The 17,760-nt window shown below is 73.4% G+C and carries 22 protein-coding genes; 11 read left to right on the top strand and 11 right to left on the bottom strand.

The window, feature by feature from the left end:
- Positions 1-172 precede the first annotated feature (172 nt).
- Both ACFVU9_RS25280 and ACFVU9_RS25275 read left to right on the top strand, forming a co-directional pair.
- Positions 173-763 carry a nucleoside deaminase gene (locus ACFVU9_RS25280; RefSeq protein WP_387596964.1) on the top strand — a complete coding sequence of 197 codons (591 nt, stop codon included), beginning with the start codon at positions 173-175 and terminating at the stop codon, positions 761-763.
- 136 nt (positions 764-899) lie between these two features.
- On the top strand, positions 900-1,724 hold the full coding sequence (locus tag ACFVU9_RS25275; RefSeq protein WP_387596961.1) for a hypothetical protein: 825 nt from the start codon (positions 900-902) through the stop codon (positions 1,722-1,724).
- Between the two features lie 30 nt (positions 1,725-1,754).
- On the opposite strand, the gene ACFVU9_RS25270 is transcribed toward ACFVU9_RS25275, so the two are convergent.
- Complete coding sequence (locus ACFVU9_RS25270) at positions 1,755-2,381, bottom strand: hypothetical protein (protein ID WP_387596958.1); 627 nt, start codon at positions 2,379-2,381, stop codon at positions 1,755-1,757.
- Positions 2,382-2,429: 48 nt separating this feature from the next.
- Between ACFVU9_RS25270 and ACFVU9_RS25265 the strand changes: the two genes are divergently transcribed.
- The 3 genes from ACFVU9_RS25265 to ACFVU9_RS25255 all read left to right on the top strand — a co-directional run bounded on the left by ACFVU9_RS25265 (position 2,430) and on the right by ACFVU9_RS25255 (position 4,176).
- The gene (locus ACFVU9_RS25265) at positions 2,430-3,092 is read left to right on the top strand and encodes a hypothetical protein (RefSeq protein ID WP_387596955.1); all 663 of its coding nucleotides are present in this window, start codon (positions 2,430-2,432) and stop codon (positions 3,090-3,092) included.
- Positions 3,089-3,403 (top strand): hypothetical protein, encoded by a 315-nt coding sequence (locus ACFVU9_RS25260; RefSeq protein WP_387596952.1) that lies wholly within the window; start codon positions 3,089-3,091, stop codon positions 3,401-3,403. The genes ACFVU9_RS25265 and ACFVU9_RS25260 overlap by 4 nt, the downstream gene beginning before the upstream one ends.
- 77 nt (positions 3,404-3,480) lie before the next feature.
- A complete protein-coding gene (locus ACFVU9_RS25255; RefSeq protein ID WP_387596949.1) occupies positions 3,481-4,176 on the top strand; it encodes a GNAT family N-acetyltransferase in 696 nt (231 codons plus the stop codon).
- A gap of 214 nt (positions 4,177-4,390) precedes the next feature.
- Here ACFVU9_RS25255 and ACFVU9_RS25250 read toward each other — a convergent pair whose 3' ends face one another.
- A complete protein-coding gene (locus ACFVU9_RS25250) occupies positions 4,391-5,323 on the bottom strand; it encodes an alpha/beta fold hydrolase (protein ID WP_387596946.1) in 933 nt (310 codons plus the stop codon).
- 96 nt (positions 5,324-5,419) lie between these two features.
- Here ACFVU9_RS25250 and ACFVU9_RS25245 point away from each other — a divergent pair, with 96 nt between their 5' ends.
- From ACFVU9_RS25245 to ACFVU9_RS25225, 5 genes are all read left to right on the top strand, one after another.
- Complete coding sequence (locus ACFVU9_RS25245) at positions 5,420-6,064, top strand: TetR/AcrR family transcriptional regulator (protein WP_387596943.1); 645 nt, start codon at positions 5,420-5,422, stop codon at positions 6,062-6,064.
- A gap of 83 nt (positions 6,065-6,147) precedes the next feature.
- A complete protein-coding gene (locus ACFVU9_RS25240; protein ID WP_387596940.1) occupies positions 6,148-6,537 on the top strand; it encodes a GNAT family N-acetyltransferase in 390 nt (129 codons plus the stop codon).
- 103 nt (positions 6,538-6,640) lie between these two features.
- Positions 6,641-7,066 (top strand): SRPBCC family protein, encoded by a 426-nt coding sequence (locus tag ACFVU9_RS25235; RefSeq protein ID WP_387596937.1) that lies wholly within the window; start codon positions 6,641-6,643, stop codon positions 7,064-7,066.
- A gap of 8 nt (positions 7,067-7,074) precedes the next feature.
- Positions 7,075-7,698 carry a MarR family winged helix-turn-helix transcriptional regulator gene (locus tag ACFVU9_RS25230; protein ID WP_387596934.1) on the top strand — a complete coding sequence of 208 codons (624 nt, stop codon included), beginning with the start codon at positions 7,075-7,077 and terminating at the stop codon, positions 7,696-7,698.
- A 102-nt stretch (positions 7,699-7,800) separates the two neighbouring features.
- Complete coding sequence (locus tag ACFVU9_RS25225) at positions 7,801-8,007, top strand: DUF397 domain-containing protein (protein WP_359969935.1); 207 nt, start codon at positions 7,801-7,803, stop codon at positions 8,005-8,007.
- A 50-nt stretch (positions 8,008-8,057) separates the two neighbouring features.
- Here the strand turns inward: ACFVU9_RS25225 and ACFVU9_RS25220 are convergent, their stop codons facing one another.
- Entirely contained in the window at positions 8,058-8,357 is a 300-nt protein-coding gene (locus ACFVU9_RS25220) for an MBL fold metallo-hydrolase (protein ID WP_387596931.1), read from the bottom strand.
- Positions 8,358-8,469: 112 nt separating this feature from the next.
- Here ACFVU9_RS25220 and ACFVU9_RS25215 point away from each other — a divergent pair, with 112 nt between their 5' ends.
- Positions 8,470-9,003, top strand: coding sequence for a hypothetical protein (locus ACFVU9_RS25215; protein WP_387596928.1), 534 nt, complete (start codon positions 8,470-8,472; stop codon positions 9,001-9,003).
- On the opposite strand, the gene ACFVU9_RS25210 is transcribed toward ACFVU9_RS25215, so the two are convergent.
- From ACFVU9_RS25210 to ACFVU9_RS25175, 8 genes are all read right to left on the bottom strand, one after another.
- Positions 8,990-9,820 (bottom strand): patatin-like phospholipase family protein, encoded by an 831-nt coding sequence (locus tag ACFVU9_RS25210; protein ID WP_387596925.1) that lies wholly within the window; start codon positions 9,818-9,820, stop codon positions 8,990-8,992. The two genes, ACFVU9_RS25215 and ACFVU9_RS25210, sit on opposite strands and share 14 nt — an antisense overlap.
- 441 nt (positions 9,821-10,261) lie before the next feature.
- On the bottom strand, positions 10,262-11,485 hold the full coding sequence (locus ACFVU9_RS25205; protein WP_387596922.1) for an RNA-guided endonuclease InsQ/TnpB family protein: 1,224 nt from the start codon (positions 11,483-11,485) through the stop codon (positions 10,262-10,264).
- A 266-nt stretch (positions 11,486-11,751) separates the two neighbouring features.
- On the bottom strand, positions 11,752-13,023 hold the full coding sequence (locus ACFVU9_RS25200) for a sugar ABC transporter permease (protein WP_380446744.1): 1,272 nt from the start codon (positions 13,021-13,023) through the stop codon (positions 11,752-11,754).
- Positions 13,020-13,805 (bottom strand): ATP-binding cassette domain-containing protein, encoded by a 786-nt coding sequence (locus ACFVU9_RS25195; RefSeq protein WP_387596919.1) that lies wholly within the window; start codon positions 13,803-13,805, stop codon positions 13,020-13,022. The genes ACFVU9_RS25200 and ACFVU9_RS25195 overlap by 4 nt, the downstream gene beginning before the upstream one ends.
- Before the next feature lie 52 nt (positions 13,806-13,857).
- Positions 13,858-14,952, bottom strand: a complete 1,095-nt coding sequence (locus ACFVU9_RS25190) for a sugar ABC transporter substrate-binding protein (RefSeq protein ID WP_387596916.1) — start codon at positions 14,950-14,952, stop codon at positions 13,858-13,860.
- Positions 14,953-15,298: 346 nt separating this feature from the next.
- Complete coding sequence (locus tag ACFVU9_RS25185) at positions 15,299-15,664, bottom strand: hypothetical protein (RefSeq protein ID WP_387596913.1); 366 nt, start codon at positions 15,662-15,664, stop codon at positions 15,299-15,301.
- A 115-nt stretch (positions 15,665-15,779) separates the two neighbouring features.
- Positions 15,780-16,679, bottom strand: a complete 900-nt coding sequence (locus ACFVU9_RS25180; RefSeq protein ID WP_380446733.1) for a neutral zinc metallopeptidase — start codon at positions 16,677-16,679, stop codon at positions 15,780-15,782.
- A gap of 129 nt (positions 16,680-16,808) precedes the next feature.
- Positions 16,809-17,654 carry a helix-turn-helix transcriptional regulator gene (locus ACFVU9_RS25175; RefSeq protein ID WP_387597036.1) on the bottom strand — a complete coding sequence of 282 codons (846 nt, stop codon included), beginning with the start codon at positions 17,652-17,654 and terminating at the stop codon, positions 16,809-16,811.
- Between the last annotated feature and the right edge of the window lie 106 nt (positions 17,655-17,760).

Raw genomic sequence — 17,760 nt, 5'->3', positions numbered from 1 at the left:
CCAGGGCACCACCCTGAGCCAGAGCTTGCTCTCGTTTGGGTTGCTCACAGTGGTCCTCTACACACGGGAACCCTACGACCACGCGGGCGTGGGATGTCGGATCGGCCGACTTCCCACGCCCTGCCCCCGGTCGCCGCTAGCGTGGGACGCCGCCAACGAGGAGGGGACCTCCATGGACGTCGCCCGACGCCGGATCCTGCAGGCCCTGGCCAGCACCGCGCTCCCGGTCGCCGCCCCGCCGCGTGCCGCGGGCGGCGACGGCGAGCACGAGCGGTTCATGTGGCTGGCCGTCGACCTCGCCCGCACCAACCCCCTCTACCCCTTCGGCGCGGTCATCGTCGCCACCGACACCGGCGAGGTCCTGGCACGCGGCGTCAACGCCAAGGCCTCCAGCCCGCTCCTGCACGGCGAGACCGCCGCCATCACCGACTACGTCGCCCGGCACGGCAACGACGGCTGGGCCGACACCACCCTCTACACCACCGGCGAGCCCTGCCCGATGTGCACCGGCGCGATGATCTGGGCCGGGCTGCGCCGCATCGTCTGGGCGAGCTCCGTCGACGCCATCCGCAGCTCAGGCATCCCCCAGATCGACCTGTCCGTCCGCGAGGTGACGGCCCGGGCGGACACCTTCTACACCCCCGAACTGCTCCTGGGCGGCGTACTGGCCGACTGCACCGACGCCCTCTTCGAACAGGCCCGGCAGCTGCGGAGGCACACCGCCGCGGCGGACGGAGTCAGGCCCTCATCCATGCCGCGGTGAGCAGCGCGAAGACGGCGCCGGCCGGGTCGGTGAGGGCGGATCGGGGTGCGCACCCGCCGCAGCCGGGCCGGTTTCCCGCCCCTCGCGACTGCGAATCCGGTGGCGCCGCGCCACTGCGTCGCGCCAGGCTGGGCGGATGGCCGACCGTTGCACCATCGTCGTCGTCCGTGAGAGCGGCGAGCACGAGCTCTACCTGTCCCGGTTCGGGGCGGTGGGGCTCGACCTCGCGCTGCTCGCCGGGCCCGGGCGGGCGCTCGCGCTGCTGCCCGGCCTCCAGCCCGGCGATTGGTGGCCGGACGACGTGCTGTGCCAGGGCGCGGCGCTCGTCGACCACCGGCGGCGGGTGCTGCTGGTGTTCGCGTGGGAGGGGCCGAGCACCACGATGGTCCACCGGGCGGCGGCCCTTGAGCTGCTGCGCGAGGCGTGGGCGGGGTGGGAGGTGCGGTGGGCCTTCGACGGCCCGGCGGACCTGCGGACGTACCTGGGGCTGGACCCGGAGGCCGTCCGGGACCGGGAGCGGCGGGTGTCGCCGGGTTTCCTGGTCGACGCGGACGACGCGGAATTGGCCGGGCCGGAGCCGATGGTGGCGGTGGTGACGGTCGGTTCGCAGCGCTGCCACCTGGTGGCGGGCGGCGGCGACCATCCCGTGCGGGAGGGCCCGGCGCTGCTGGAGCGGGTGGCGCGGGGCCGGGACCTCGGGGTGTGCCGGGTGCGGGCCGAGGCCGGGATCCACGTCGATCCGGCGCGGCGCCGGGTCGGGTGGTGGACGCTGGGTGCGTGCGCGCAGGCGTACGAGATGGCGGGGCGGTGGCCGGGCTGGACGGTGGAGTTCTGGCGCGACCGCTTCGAGGAGCACGTCCGGGCGTGCGGCGGGCGGATCGCGCCGCCGCCGGTGGACCGGGAGCGCGCGCTGGCGGCGGTGCGGGCACAGGCCCAGGAGCACTGGGCGGCGCGGCCCTGACGCCCCCGGCGGCTACGGCGGCTACGGCGGCTACGGGCGGTGCAGGGCGCGCGCGTGGTCGGTGGCCCGGCGCAGCTGGGTTGCGGTGAGGCGGCGGGCGTCCCACAGGAGTTCGGCGATGCCGGCGGTGGCCGTGCGCGGCGCGGGGGCGGGCGGTTCGAGGCCGGTGAGCGCCGCCAGGCGGTCGGCGGGGATGTCGATCACGGCGGCGAAGTCGGCCAGCAGGTCGGGGGTGAGCGCCACGGTGCCGCGCCCGACGCCGCCGTAGGTGACGGCGGACCAGCAGCGGCCGGTGACGACGTACAGGGTCTTGGCCAGGTTGAGCCAGTTGAGGTTGCGGTTGCGGGCCAGGCGCATGAGGACGGCGCCGGGGCCGGGCGGGTACTGCTCGTAGGCGCGCGGTTCGGGCAGCGGGCGCACCGGCTCCTGCTGCGGGAGCGCGGCGAGGTGGCGGCGCAGTTCGCTCCGCCCGGCCGGGGGCAGGGCGAGGGTGTGCTGGGCGAGGTGGGGCACCCAGGTGCCGGCGGCGGGGTCCGCCGGGGCGAGGTCCTCGGGTACGGGCGTGCCGGCGATCGCGAAGCGGTCGGCGGCGTGGAGGTCGTGCGCGTGCTCCGCAAGCCGTCCCGCCGTGCCGCCGAAGCCCTCGTTCCCCGTCATCTGGCCAGTCTAGAAGCGGTGTCGGCGGCGGGCGCTATGGTCCCCGCCATGGAACGGGAACTCTTCGCGCAGTGTGCTCCGCTGGACGGCCGGGTCGGTCACGTGGGCGGCATCGAATCGCTCACGCTGGACGGGCGCCGCTACTACTTCGGCTTCGACTACCGCAGCGACCTGGTGCTCTCCCCGCTGTTCGACGACGCCGGGGCGATGGCCGCCTTCGCGAGCGCGCACATGCGCCAGACCAGTGGCCGGCACGACGAGGCCCACTGGGCGGGCCTGGTGGCGGCTGCGGCCGGGCACACGGAGCTGGGCTGCGACGACGCCCAGCGGGACGTCGTCTCGGCGCGGTTGGGCGGCGCTCTGCCGGAGGCCGGGGGCTACCTGCTGTACCTGCTGGGCGCGGTGACCGGGTGGGACGACTGGTTCGGGGCGGCGCCGCCGGAGGTGCAGGAGGCGCTGGACGGGCTCGGGTTCGCCGGCGGGGACGACGGCGGGGACGACGACGAGTTGGCGGAGCTCGTCGACGACTGCCTGGAGGCGGTGCGGGAGTTCGGCGCGCAGGCGCGGCCCGACGAGTGGGCGGTGGTGCGTTTCCACCTGACGGCGGCGATACGTCATCTGCCGGGCACCTGGGGCCTGGTGTTCGCGCCGCTGGCCCAGGGCGTCCTGGCCCAGGGCGTCCTGGCGCAGGAGGCGGACGGGTCCCGGTGAGGCGGCCGTACTGGCAGGCGTACTGGTGGCGGCTGCTGTTCCGGGCGGACGGCGGGCCCGGATGGGTGGCGGTGGGTCCCGGGGAGTTCGCCCGGGTTCCGGACGCCGCGCTGAGGGAGGCGTCCCTCGACGGGTGGGCGGATGCGCTGCTGGCGCAGGCGCCCGGCGAACTCGACGACGTGCGCGGTGACTTGCTCCTCGAGTGCTTCGCACAGCCCGCTGCGGCCGCCGGTGCCGTGCCGGTGTACTCGCGCCGGGTGCGGCTGCCCGGGCCGCGCACCCGCGGCCGGGGCCCGTCGACCCGGCATTGACTCCTCGTTGACGGGCGGCTGGTGGACTGCGGGTATCGGCCGGAGCGGCCGGGTGTCCACCGGAACGGGGAGGTGCCGTGATCCTGACCGACCGGCTGCGGCTGAGGCGCTTTCGCCTCGACGACGCGCCCGCGCTGGCGCGCTACCGCAGCGACCCCGAGGTGGCCCGCTTCCAGAGCTGGCGCTCGCCGATCGACCCGGCGCAGGCGGCGGCGATCGTGGCGGGCTACCGGGCGGAGTCGCCGCAGGGGCCCGGGTTCTTCCAGTGGGCGATCGAGCTGCGGGAGCGCCCGGGGCTGATCGGCGACCTGGCGGTGGGGACGGTGGCGGCCCGCGGCGGCGGCCTGTGGGCGCTGCTGGGGATCACGGTGGCGCCCGAGCACCAGCGCCGCGGCTACGCCGGCGAGGCGATGGGCGCCGTCGCCGCGCACCTGCGGGCGCGGGGCGTGCGGCGGGTGGCGGCCGAGTGCGACGTGCGCAACACCGCGTCGGCGCGGATGCTGCGGCGGGCGGGGTTCCGGGAGACGGGGCGCGCGAGCCGGTTCGTCGGGCAGCGGGGCCGGCGGGCCGAGTTCCTGCTGTTCGGGATGCCGGCCGAGGAGGCGTGCCGCGCCGTGAGGGGCGCGGCACAGATGGAGGAGGAAGAGATGGTGGATCCAGGGCGTGTGAGCCCCCGCGTCGCCCCTGCCGGGGACCAGGCCGAGCAGCCGGAACAGCCGCAGGAGTCGGAACAGCCGCAGGAGGCCGACGGGTTCGGGGAGGGTGAGGCGTAGGGGGCGATCACGCACGAGCGCGCGCCCCGGGTCCGCCGCCCGGGGCGCCGCCGCAGGCGGAAGCGCCCGCGCAGCTCTGCGACCACCTGGCCGGACGTCGGTTCCGCCTCGTCGCACGTTCCGTCGGGATGCCGGGTGCGCGGCTTGCGGTCGCGGAGGACGTACCTGGCGTTCTCCTCGCCGCGCTGGTGTACGGGAACCGGCGAGTAGAGCTTTAAAGAGCGGCCGGCGGCGTTGCGGCGATGAAGTCCAGGAGGCGTTCGTTGACGAGTTCCGGGCGTTCCAGGTTGAGGCCGTGGCCGGCCTTGTCGACGATCTCGGCCCGCACGCCCGGGATCAGGGCGGTGACGCGCTCGTGGACGCGGCGCGGGCGCAGCAGGGCGCTGCGGCGGCCGATGAGGACGAGGGCGGGCAGGGTGAGGGAGCGCAGTTCGTCGTCGGTGAAGGGGCGGGCGGCGGGGCGGGCGGCGGGTTTGTAGGTGCGCATGCCGAGCATGAGGGGGGCGATCATCTCGGGGGGTGCGGCGAGGGCGGGGTTGGCCAGGAGGCGGCCGAGGGCGGGGCGCAGGCGGCGGGGGGCGAGCATGCCGAAGAGGCCGGCGGCCATGTGGGCGTAGAAGCGGGCGGGGACCTTTTCGATGCCGCCGGGGTCGAGGGCGGTGACGGTGGCGAGGCGTTCGGGGGCGTGGATGGCCTGGTTGAGGGCGAGCCAGCCGCCGTAGGAGACGCCGACGAGGTGGACGCGGTGGAGTCCGAGGCCTGCGAGGACCTCGCCGAGCCAGGCGGCGTTCTCGCGGGAGCCGGGGGCGGCGGTGTGCTGGACGCTGCGGCCGGGGTCGTCGAGGGTGTCGAGGGCGTAGACGGGGTGGTGGGCGCCGAGGGCGGCGATCTGGGGGTGCCAGTTGGAGGGGTGTCCGGCGTGGCCGTGGAGCAGGACGACCGGGTCGCGGCCGTCCTCGGGGCCCCCGTGGCCGTCCTGCGGGCCGGGGCCGGGGCCGTGGTGGTGGACGTGGACGGTGCCGTAGGAGGTCTCGACGTCGAGTTCCCGGCGGGGGGCGGGCCACAGGTGCATGGCGCGGTCGTAGGCGTCGAGGAATCGGGTGCGGGCTTCGTCGCTGACGAAGTGTCCGACGGCCGTCCTGGTCATGGGGTCCCCTCCTGACGGGCAGCGCGGCGCTGCTCGGGGCGTTGCCGCAGCACTTGATGGTATGTTTGTACCATAAAACAAATCGGAGGGAGCCGGATGCCGAAGCTGGTGGATCACGGGGAGCGGCGCGCCCACATCGTCGACGCGCTGCTGCGCTCGGCGGCGGCTGGCGGGCTGCACGCCGTCACCATGCGGTCCGTCGCCGTCGAGGCGGGCGTGTCGGTGCGGCTGGTGCAGTACTACTTCGACACCAAGGAGCAGCTGCTGCTGGCCGCGATGCACCGCCTGGCGGCGCGCATGGGCGAGCGGGTGAGCGAGCGGGTCGCCGCGCGGGTGGCGGCGGGGACGGGGACGGGGGCGGCGGGTTCGGGATCGGCGGCGCCGGCGCCGCGGGACGTCGTGGAGGCGGTGCTGCTGGAGGCGGTGCCGACGGACGAGGAGAGCCGGACCTTCCACCTCGTGTACACCGAGTACGCGGTGCTGTCGGTCACCGATCCGGCGCTGGGCGGGCAGGCGTTCCTGGCCGCGCCCAACGAGATGGAGGCGTTCCTGGCCGCCCAGCTGACCGCCGCGCAGCGGGCCGGCCAGGCGGCGGCGGGGCTGGACGCGCGCCAGGAGGCGGTCGTGCTGCTGGCGGTGTCGGCGGGGCTGGGGCTGAGCGTGCTGCTGGGGCAGCGGACGGCCGAGGACGCGACGGCGGTGCTGGGCTACCACCTCGGGCGGGTCTTCCCCGCGCCGTAGTGCCACGGCCGACTGCCGTGGCGCGCCCGCGTTGTTCGAGGCCGGCCCCTCCCCCGGCCGGCGGCGCTGCGATGCTGTCCCGCATGGAAACGATCACGCTGTCCGTCCGTCCCGACCTGAGCGACGCCTCGCTGAACGAGCTGTTCGCCGCCTCCTGGCCCGGCCACCGGCCCACGTCCTTCGCGCCCGTGCCGGCCCGCAGCCTCGCCTGGGTCGCGGCGCACCGGGACGGGCGGCCGGTCGGGTTCGTGAACGTGGCCGGGGACGGCGCGCTGCACGCGTTCGTCCTGGACACCACGGTGCATCCGCAGGAGCGCCGGCGGGGCCTGGGGGTGCGGCTGGTGCGGGCGGCTGCGGCCGAGGCGCGGGCGCGCGGGGCGCAGTGGCTGCACGTGGATTTCGAGCCGCATCTGGGGGCCTTCTACGAGCGCTGCGGGTTCCGGCCGACGGCGGCGGGGCTGATGGCGCTGTGAGACCGAGGAGGGGCGGCGGGCGGGCGGCGGGGACCCCTTGCACGATAGTCGTCGCGAAGATAATCTCTGCGTAGAACATTTCGAGCGATGGGGAGAGCACGACATGTGGAGCCACGAGTACACCGGTGAGACGACGGCGGCGCCCGAGGCGGTCTGGGCGGTGCTCAAGGACCTCGACAACTGGCCGCAGTGGGACACCTCGATGGAGTCGGTCACGCTGCTCGGCCCGTTCGAGGTCGGCGCGAAGGTGTCGATGACGCCCTCCGGCCAGGACCCGATCACCTCGGTGATCACCGCGATCGAGGAGAACGCCCACTACGCGGACGAGACCGCGTTCGCCGGCGTGGTGCTGCGCTTCAGCCACCGGCTCAGCCCGCGCGGCGACGGCGGCACCACGGTGGTGCACCGCCTGGAGATCGACGGGCCGGCCGCCGGCGAGATGGGCCCGCAGCTGGGCCCGGCCATCACCGAGGACTTCCCCGAGGCGATGGAGGCCCTGTTCACCCACGCGGGCGGCTCCGTCTTGTGAGCCCCCGCGTGAGCCCCCCGGCCGCAGGCCCGTGCCACGAGACGTGCCGACGGCCGTGGCACGGCGCGGGCTTCCGGCCGTGGCAGGCGGTACTGCGCCGGCGGCGGGCGGTGGAGGCGGCGCCGGCGCCGTACGGCCTGACGCACGGCCAGTTCGTGCTGCCGGCCTGCGCGTGGCACCCCGGCGGGCGCGGCGAGGCGCCCAGCCAGCGGGCACTGGCCCGCCGGGCGGGCACCGACGCGCGGACGGTCTCGCAGGTGGTGCGCAGCTTGGAGGCCAAGGGGCTGCTGGAGCGCGAGGCCGACCCGCGCGACGCCAGGACCCGGCGCCTGCGGGTCACCGGCCGGGGCGCGGAGGTGGCCCGCGCGGCCGTCGCGGCGGTGGAGCGGGCGGGCGCGGCGTTCTTCGCCCCGGCCGCCCGCATCGACGCCTGCCTCGACGCCCGCACCCTCGACGCCCGCCTCGACGCCCGCACGCTGGAGGCCCTGCTGCGGGCCCTGGCCACCGGGCGGCCTCCCGAGCCGGCGCACCGTCAAGGGGCCACCGGTGCGCCCGGCGGGCCCCCACGGCCGGCCCCCGCTCCCCGCCCGGCACGTGCAACAGATCATCCGCCGTCCCGGACCGATCCTTGACGGGTCCCTGACAGACATGGCCGGGGCCGGGTGTCGCCGCCGGGTGCCGCGCCCGTACCGTGGTGGCCAGTTGACCGTGTTCTATCAGGAGGGGTTATCGCGATGGACAACGACCGTACGACCACCTGGCGCAAGAGCACTCACAGCGGCGATTCCAACGGCTGCGTGGAGGTCGCCGACGGGTTCACCGGGGTCATGCCCGTGCGGGACTCCAAGGACCCGCACGGGCCGGTGCTGCGTTTCCGGTCCTCGGCCTGGCAGGCCTTCGTGACGGCCGTGCGCGGCGGGGAGTTCGACCGCCCGGCCTAGCGCGGCCGCGTCAGAGCGCCGGCACCATGCCTTCCTCGGCGGCGAGGACCTCACCGCCGGGGAAGGCGGCCCGGGCCTCGGCGGGGGGCGGCGTGGCGGGCGCGGGCGAGGGCGCCGAGGTCGGCGCAGTGGTCGAGGTGTTCGTGGGTGATGACGACGGTGTCCGGCTCGGCCCCGGGGGCGGCCAGGCGCGGGTGGGTGCCGTAGCCGAGGTCGAGGGCGAGGGCGAGGGCGAGGACGAGGCGGTGGCCGTCGCGGTCGAGGAGGAGGCCGCTGGCGGCGCGGTGGGCCTCGGGCCATGCTCCGCAGGTGCCGAGGACGGTGAGGTGGCTCGGCATGCGGACGATCACCGCACGCCCCCCTCCCCGCCCGGGGCGGGAGGAGGGGCAACGGCCGTGGGTGTCAGGGGCGTTGGTGATAATCGGACGCGCACACACGGCACACCACGAAGGGGGAACGCTCATGGCCGAACGCGTACGGAAGCTGACGGGCACCGACCGGCGCCACATGAAGCTGGGCAGCCGTAACGGCACCGGGTTCTCGCTGGCCGGGTTCAGTCGCACGGATCGGGACGGGAACTGCTTCGCCACGCGCTGGTTCGCGGTGCTGGGTGTCGGCATCGTCCCGCTGGCGCGGCTGTACGTGCGCGAGGGCGGGACGACGACCGAGCACGGGTTCGGCAGGGGCGGGCAGAAGACGACCACGACCACGACGCAGTACGCGTTCCTGGGGATCGGGCGGCTGAAGGCCTGGGAGATCGTGCGGCACTACCTGTTCTTCCTGGTCACGATACCGGGGTCGGTGCTGCCGTCGTGGTGGCTGATCGTGGTTATGGACGGCAGCAGCCGCCCGGGCGGGATCCCGCTGTTCCTGCTGTGGCTGCTGGGCGTGCTCGGCATGCCGATGGTGATGCTGGTGGTCTTCGTCCTGCTGCTGCACCTCTACCGGGCCAGGCTGGCCCCGGTGTACGCGGTGGAGTGGGTCAGCGTGCCGTGACGGGGCGCCAGGTGTCGCGCAGGAGGGCGGCGGCGGGGTCAGCCTGGGTGTGGCCGGCGCGGTAGGCGGCCTGCCAGGTGGCGGGGTCGGCGGGGCCGGTGGTGTCCAGGAGGCGGGCGGCGTCCGGGTCGGGGGCGAGGGTGAGGGCGCCGGGCGTCGCGCCGGCGCCGGGGTGGCGGTGGGCGAGCGGGTCGACGACGACCAGGGTGCGGGCGCCGGCGGCGAGGTCGGCGTTGGTGCCGGCGCGCAGCGCGCCGTCGATGTGGTGGCGGCCGTCGACGGTGACGGGCACCTCGATGCCGGGGAAGGCGCTGGAGGCGGCGACGGCGCGGGCCAGGGGCACGCCGCAGGCGGCGTCCCAGACGGCGGGTTCGCCGGTCTCCGCGCACACGGCGGTGACGAGCAGGCGCTGTTCGGGCCAGGTGTCGGTGGCGATCAGTGCGGCGCGGCGCCGCACGAGGTCGGCTTCGGCCTCGGGGTCGGCGGTGTCCAGGGCGAGGCGGCCCACGCGGCGGCGGGCCTCGGCGGGGTCCAGTCCCTGGCCGAGGAGGGCGAAGACGGCGCCGGTGAGGGCGGGGTCGGGGCGCCGGGAGGGGGCGGCGCCGGTGGGGGTGGCGAGGCGGGCGGGGTCCTGTCCGGCCGTCAGGACGGCGGCGATCATGGCGCCGGCGGAGGTGCCCACGGTCAGGTCGGCCTCGGCGAGGTCGACGCTGGCTTCGCGCAGGCCGGCGGCCAGGCCGGCCGTCCAGGCGGTGCCCAGGTAGCCGCCGGGGCCCAGCACCAGGGCACGGTCGGATGTCAGGGCATGGCCGGTCATGGATGTGTCGTCGATCCGCATAGTGACTCCCCCCGTTGTTGATAACAGCCGTTCCATACACTGGCATATTCCGGAGACACATGAAGAGGGGGACGGTGGGCATGGAATGACCGGCCGGCTCGAACCGGTCTGAGCGCCCCCGCGCTGGCCACCGACTACGTGCAGGCCCAGGGGCTGGCCGGGCTGAGCCTGCGTCCGCTGGCCGACACGCTCGACACCGGCCTACGGGTGCTGATCTACGACTTCAGCAGCAAGCAGGAGCTGTTGACTCCCGATCTCCCCGGCGTGAGCGCCGGGGATTTCCTGCCACGCTGCGTGCGGCATCGCTGCGCGGGCGTGGCGGTCGGTTCCTGGTTCCTCCCCATCACTGGGGGTTGCTCGCGCGCCTCTGATTCCCGACCAGAGGTCTTCCAGCGATCCGCAGGCGTTTACCCAACTCGGTTACCCGGTTGGGGCCGGTACGTCCCCCGGTCTGTGGTGCTCTTTCATGGCCGCTCGGATGCGGCGGCCTTCGGTCTTCAGGTTGCGGCCGGAGTTGATGTCGCGGTCATGGGTGGTGCCGCAGTTCGAACAGGTCCACCGGCGCACGGACAGTCCGGGCAGGCCGCGCGGTCCGGTGCGGTGTCTGCAGTCGGAACACAGTTGGGTGGAGGGGAAGTCCCGGTCCACCCCGATCACCATGCGTCCCGCGCGGGCGGCCTTGTACTCCAGCATGTTGACGAACTGTGCCCATCCGCTGTCGTGGACGGACTTGGCCAGGTGGGTCCTGGCCATGGCGCGGATGTCCAGCGTTTCGACGTACACGGCTTGGTTCTCGCCGACGAGTCGGGCGCTGAGCTTGTGCTGCCAGTCCCGGCGGGCGTTCGCCACGTGGGCGTGCTGCCGGGCGACCTTGACGCAAGCCTTGTTCCGGTTGTGGCTGCCCTCGGCCTTGCGGGACAACACGCGCTGCGCCTTCCTGAGCTTCTTCTCGGCGCGGCGCAGCCATTTGGGGTGGTCGATCCTGCGTCCGCCGTCGAGGACGGCGAAGTGCTTGAGTCCGAGGTCGATACCGATGTCGGCGTCGAGTTCGGGCAGCACGTCGGCGGCAGAGTCGGTCTCGATGACGAAGCTGGCCCAGTACCGTCCGGCGGGGTCCTTGATCAGGGTGACGCTGGTGGGGTCGGACGGCAGTGTGCGCGTCCATGTGACCTTGAGGTCGCCAATCTTGGGCAGGTGCAGCCGACCGTCGGTGATCTTGAACCGGTCGGAGCGGGTGAAGCGGGCCGACTGGCGCCCATACTTCGACTTGAATGACGGCTCTCCGACCTTCGGGCCCGGTCGCATCCCGGCCTTGGACCTCTCGTGTTCGGCCCACGCCTTATCCAGGTCGCGCAGCGACTGCTGCAGTACGCCCACCGGGGCGTCAGCCAGCCATGGCCGTGCACCGGAGCGTTTCGCTTCGGTAATGACGATTTTGGACAGGTCCGGGTTCTTCGGGACGCGGTTCCACGGCCCTTCGGCAAGCCGCTTGCGCGGATTACCGAGGGCTTTGTTCGACTCCTTCACTGGCTTGATCAACGCCAACCCGGCGTTCCATACAGCCCGCTTGCACCCGAACACGCGGGCAGCACGCTTGCACTGACCTACTGTCGGGTCTACCCGGAAGGAGTAGCAAAGCTGCATGCCAACCACCATAGGAGAGTCGGTTGGTTTATGGCTCTAAATCAGAAAATTCGCGCTGGAAGGCACGGCGCTTTCGCACTTCATGCCCACGTGGTTTCGTAACGAAGCATCGGAAACGGGTGTTCGCCGACGCCCTCCTCAAGCGGATGGAAGAGATCACACGGGCGTTTCGCCGCGCTCCTGCGGGCTTGACGACGGCGCCGGGCACGCGCGGGGCCCGTGCCATCCCCTCGGATGGCACGGGCCCGGGCAGGCCGGCCGGCTGGTCAGGTGCGGCTGTTGGTGGCGCGGGTGCGCCGGGAGACGGAGTCCAGGACGACGGCGGCGAGCAGGACGGCGCCGGTGATCATGTACTGGATGGCCTGGGCCGCGTGGACCATGTCGAGTCCGGTGGTGATGGACTGGATGACGAGGATGCCCAGCAGTGCCGACCAGGTCTTGCCGCGTCCGCCGAAGAGGCTGGTGCCGCCGATGACGGCGGCGGCGATCGCGCTCATCAGGACGTTGCCGCCGCCGAGCTGCTTGTCGGCGGAGCCCTGCTGGGAGGCGATGAACAGGCCGCCGAGGCCGGCGAGGGTGGCGGAGGTCATGTAGACGGAGATGCGCACCCAGGCGACGTTGATGCCCGCGCGGCGGGCGGCCTCGACGCCGCCGCCGACCGCGAAGACCTGGCGGCCGTAGGCGGTGCGGCGCAGCACGAAGTCGGTGGCGAGGACGACGCCGAGCAGGACGACGAGCGGCAGGGGCAGGCCGCGGTCCTGGTTGAGGGCGTAGGCCAGCGGCAGGGCGAGGACGGCGAGGGCGCCGGTGCGCAGGGCGATGTCGGCGGTGGGGCGGGCGGTGAGGCCGAGGGCCTTGCGGCGCTGGGCGGTGCGCAGTTGGGCGGCGAGGTAGAGGGCGGGGGCGAGGACGGCCAGGGCCCAGGCGTAGACGATGTCGCCGTCGCCGAGGAAGTTGGTGTCGAGGGTGGCGATGAGGCCGTCGTGGCGGTTGTTGACGGTGCCGAGGTCGCCGAGGACGTAGTCCTGCAGGCCGCTCCAGGCGAGCATGCCGGCGAGGGTGACGACGAAGGCGGGGACGCCGATGCGGGCGAAGAAGAAGCCGTGCAGGGCGCCGATGGCGCAGGCGGTGGCGAGGGCGATGAGGACGGCCTGCCATTCGGCGAGGCCTTCGCGCACGGCGAGGACGGAGGCGATGGCGGCGCAGACGCCGGCGACGGAGCCGAGCGAGAGGTCGATCTCGCCGAGGAGGAGGACGAAGACGACGCCCACGGCGATGAGGCCGGGTCCGGCGATGTACTTGGTGATGTTGGTGAGGTTGTCGGCCTGGAGGAAGTGGCCGGTGGCGGACTGGAAGATGACGGCGATGAGGATGAGGCCGAGGACGACGGGGGTGGAGCCGAGTTCGCCGCTGGTGAGGCGGCGGCGGGCCTCGTCGAGGTAGCCGCTCAGGCCGGTGGAGCGCACCAGCAGGCGCGGGTCGGCGGCGGGGGTCTTGGCGGCCGGGGTGTCGGCGCCGGTGTCGGTGGGGGTGCTCATGCGGCGTCCTCCTGCGAGGCTCGGCGGGCCTGGCGGCGGGTGACCGCGTTGTCGGTGGCGCCGGTGATGGCGGAGACGATCTGTTCCTGGGTGGTGTCGGCGACGGTGAAGACGCCGTTGTTGCGGCCCAGGCGCAGGACGGCGACGGTGTCGGCGACCGCGCGCACGTCGGCCATGTTGTGGCTGATGAGGATGACGCCCAGGCCGCGTTCGCGCAGGCGCTCGACGAGGTCGAGGACCTGGGCGGTCTGTTCGACGCCGAGGGCGGCGGTGGGCTCGTCGAGGATGACGACGGCGGGCTCGCCGACCAGGGCGCGGGCGATGGCGACGACCTGGCGCTGGCCGCCGGAGAGGGCGGCGACGGGGATGCGCACGTCGGGGATGCGGATGGACAGGGTGTCCAGGAGCTCGCGGGCCTGCTGTTCCATGGCGACCTCGTCGAGGAGGCCGCCCCGGAGCTTCTCGCGGCCGAGGAAGAGGTTGGCGACGACGTCGAGGTTGTCGCACAGGGCGAGGTCCTGGTAGACGGTGGCGATGCCGAGGGCCTGGGCGTCCTGGGGGCGGGTCAGGCGTACCGCCTCGCTGCGCCAGGTGATGGTGCCCTCGTCGACGGGGTGGACCCCGGCGATGGTCTTGACGAGGGTGGACTTGCCGGCGCCGTTGTCGCCGACGAGGGCGAGGACCTCGCCGGCGTGGACGTCGAGGTCGACGTCGGTGAGGGCCTGGACGGCGCCGAAGCGCTTGGAGACCGCGCGCAGTTGGAGGACGGGTGCGCCTGTCACGTGAACCTTCTCGTGTGGTGGGGTGCTTGGAACGTGGGACCGGGCGCCGGTGTTACTGGAGGCCGGCGGCGGCGCAGGCGGCGGCGTAGTCGGCGGTGCAGATGTCGGCGACCTTGTAGAGGCCGTCGGCGACGACGGTGTCCTTGATGTTGGCCTTGGTGACGACCTTGGCGTCCAGGAGCTTGGCGGGGATGGCCTTGTCGGTGTCGCTGTCGACGCTGGCGGTGGCGAGGGACTTGACGTCCTTGCCCTTGAGGAGGTCGACGGCCAGTTCGGCGGCGGAGTCGGCGAGGGGGCGGTAGGCCTTGTAGATGGTGTAGGCCTGGTCGCCGGTGACGATGCGCTGGATGGCGTCGAGGCCGGCGTCCTGGCCGCCGACGGGGACCTTGATGCCGGAGCTCTGGAGCTGGGTGATGATGGCGCCGGCCATGCCGTCGTTGGCGGAGTAGACGGCCTGGAAGCCGGTCTTGCCGAGCTGGGTGACGGCGGCGCCGATCTTCTGGGAGGCGACGGTGGGCTTCCACTCGCCGGACTGCTCGTAGACGACCTTCTTGACCTTGCCGTCGAGGACCTTGTGGGCGCCGGCCTTGAACTGGGCGGCGTTGGGGTCGGCCTCGTCGCCGTTGATCATGACGATGTTCGCGTCGGAGGCCTGCGGGCCGACCGCGTCCAGCAGGGCCTGGCCCTGGAGTTCGCCGACCTTCTCGTTGTCGAAGGAGACGTAGGCGGCGACCGGGCCGGTGGCCAGGCGGTCGTAGGCGACGACCTTGACGCCCTTGGCGGCGGCCTCCTGCACCCAGCCCTGGGTGGACTTGGCGTCGTAGGCGTCCAGGACGATCACCTTCACGCCCTGGGCTATCAGGGTGTCGAACTGCTGCTTCTGCTTGGCGGCGCTGCCTTCGGCGTTGTTGTAGAGCACCTTGCAGTCCGCGCACAGGGACTTGACCTTGGCCTCGATGAAGGGGCGGTCGAAGGACTCGTAGCGCGTGGAGGAGGCGTTCTCGGGCAGCAGCAGGCCGATGGAGGTGCTGTCGCCGGAGGCGGCCGAGTCCTTCTTGTCGCCGCCGGCCTTGCCGCACGCGGCCATGGACAGGGCCATCGCGACGGCGGTGGTGGCGATGAGGGCGCGACGCGTCATTGCGTTCATGGGTGGGGTGCCTCTCGTGGACGTCGCCGCGGCGCAGCGGCGGAGTGGGGGGAGTTAAACCTGCCCACGCGTATGGCGTCAATAAGTAAATCCATGCTCCGGGGAATCGGCCATCATTCGTTATCTTCGTGAACGCTTGCCCGGGATCGAAACCTGGAGGATTCTCCAAGGGCCAGGTCAGGGCGTCGGGCGCGGCGGCGGGGTCCGGGAGCTGATCCATCTGACGAAGTGTCAGGTTACGGTCAGGTCGTTCCTGGTCAGGGGCGGCGGGAGCGGGCCGTGAACGCGCAAGGGGATGCCCGCCGTCCCCCCGTGACAGCGGGCATCCCTGCTTCTTGACGTGGCGTCAGGGGCGGTCGAGGGTGATCGAGTTGATCGGACCCAGGTCGTACCAGACGCCGTTCTGGGCGGCGATGTCGTAGACGCAGTCGGCGCCGCCCGCGCCGCGGCACAGGTGGGCGTGGGCGCCGCCGGTCTGGTTGTTGAGGACCCAGTGGTTGCCGTACTGGCCGCTGAGGTTGTGGGCGCCGTAGCTCCAGAACACGTCGCTGGGGGCGGAGGCGGGGTTCTGGTTCTGCGGGTAGATGCAGACGGCGCCGGACGGGCAGCCGGCCCAGGAGCCGTCGGCGGCGCCGGCGCTGCCGGCGGTCAGGGTCGTCAGGGCGGCGGTCGTCAGGGCGAGTGCGGCGGCGGCGTGGGTGATCCTGCGCATCAGGTGGTTCTCCCTTGCTGGTGTGCGCTGGTCTGGCCAGTGCCGTCAGCGTAGGAAGAAGCGGGCGGCGGCGGTCCCTGACAGGTGACAGGGTCCGCGCCGCCGCACGGGGCGCTCAGAGTTTGGTGGCGGAGAAGGTGTCGCACTGGGTCATGTCGCCGCCGCGGTAGCCGGTGGTGAACCAGGTCTTGCGCTGGTCGGAGGAGCCGTGGGTCCAGCTCTCCGGGTTGACCTTGCCGGTGGCCTGCTTCTGGATGCGGTCGTCGCCGACGGCCGCGGCGGCGTCCAGGCCCTGGGCGATGTCCTGGTCGGTGATCGAGGTGATCAGCGGGCGGCCGGTGGAGGGCTGCTTGGTGGTGGTCGCGTAGTGCGCCCACACCCCGGCGTAGCAGTCGGCCTGCAGCTCCAGGCGCACCGAGGCGCTGGTGGCGCCCTGGCGGTCGCCGCCGACCTTCTGCATGGCGCCGGTCAGGGTCTGGATGTGGTGGCCGTACTCGTGGGCGACGACGTAGGACTCGGCGAAGGGGCCGCCCTTGGCGCCGAAGCGGCTGGACAACTCGTCGAAGAAGCCGAGGTCGAAGTAGGCCTTCTGGTCGCCGGGGCAGTAGAACGGGCCGACGGCGGAGGTCGCCGGGCCGCAGGCGGTGTTGACGCGGCCGGTGAACAGCACCGTCTCGGCGCTCTTGTAGGCGGTGCCGCGCCTGGGCAGTTCGGTGCGCCAGAAGTCCTGGAGGCTGTTGGTGACGGCGACGATGCGGCAGTCCTGGCGCTTGTTGGCGTCGGCGCCGGTCTTGCAGGCCTGCCCCACCTCGCCGGCGGTGCGGGTGCCGGCGGAGGAGGTGGAGCCGCCGCCCGAGGACAGGCCCAGCAGCTGGGGGTCCACGCCCAGCAGGACCGCGAACAGCACGGCGATCAGGCCCACCGCCCCGCCGCCGATGGCGACCTTCCCGCCCGGGATGCCGCGCCGGTCGTCGACCTGTGAGGTGTCGAGGTCGCCCTGGTCGTCGAACTGCATGCCTGTGCCCGCTTCTGTCTCGTCGTCGTACGCGTGTGCCCGCCCCGGGTCCCCGCGGCGGGCCGCACCAGCCTACGGGGGCGGGCGGCCCAGGCCCGTCACCGAGCGGGGCTCACGCGCGGGAGGGGCTCACGCGCGGGCCGCGAGTCCGGCGCCGCCCACCACGCGCAGCAGCTCCAGGCGCCCGGCGCTGTCACTGCCCGGCGCGGCGCTGTTGACCACCAGCACCTGGTCCGTGCCCCCGGCGACCAGCACCTCGCACTCCAGCTCCAGGCGCCCCACCTGCGGGTGCAGCACCGTCTTGCGGCTGCTGCGCCGCACGGCGACCTCGTGGCGCTCCCAGTAGGCGGCGAACTCCGGCCCGGTGGCGTGCAGTTGGGCGAGCAGTTCGGCCACGCGCGGATCCCCGGGGCGGGCGGCGTGGGCGGCGCGCAGGTGGGCGACGTGACCGCGGGCCAGGTCCTCGTGCTCCTCGGGCGCGAACAGCTCGCGCGAGGCGGGTTCGGCGAACCAGCGCAGCACGAGGTTGCGCCGCCCGGGCGGGTGCGCGGCGACGTCGCCGAGGAGGGCGGCGGCCATCGCGTTCTGCACGAGGACGTCACCGAGGTCGGACAGCACCTGGGCGGGGGTGTCGTGGAGGCGGTCGAGGATGAGCAGCAGGCCGGGGCGCACGTGGGTGAGCGGGCTGTGACGGCGCGGCGGTTCGTGGCCGGAGAGGTGGAAGAGGTGGTCGTGCTCGTCCTCGCTCAGGCGCAGGGCGCGGGCCAGGGCCGCCAGGAGCTGGGGCGAGGGCTGGGGGCCGCGGGCCTGTTCGAGGCGGGCGTAGTAGTCGACGGACAGGCCGGCGAGGTGGGCGACCTCCTCGCGGCGCAGCCCGGGGGTGCGGCGGCGGGCGGTGGGCGCCAGGCCGCAGTCGGCGGGGGTGAGGCGGGCGCGGGAGCGGGTGAGGAAGTCGGCGAGGGCCGGTCGGTCGATCATGCGTCCAAGGATGACCCGGCGGGGCGGGGTAGCCAACTGTTGTCAATTTCATCAGCGTTCCTCAATAATTCGGGCGTTTCGTCCGGTTGTCGGTGATGAGCGG

This window comes from Kitasatospora sp. NPDC057936, from assembly GCF_042887525.1.
Taxonomy (GTDB): Bacteria; Actinomycetota; Actinomycetes; order Streptomycetales; family Streptomycetaceae; genus Kitasatospora.
Note: the sequence above shows the minus strand (reverse complement) of the source record. Positions and strands in the feature narration are given on the sequence as shown.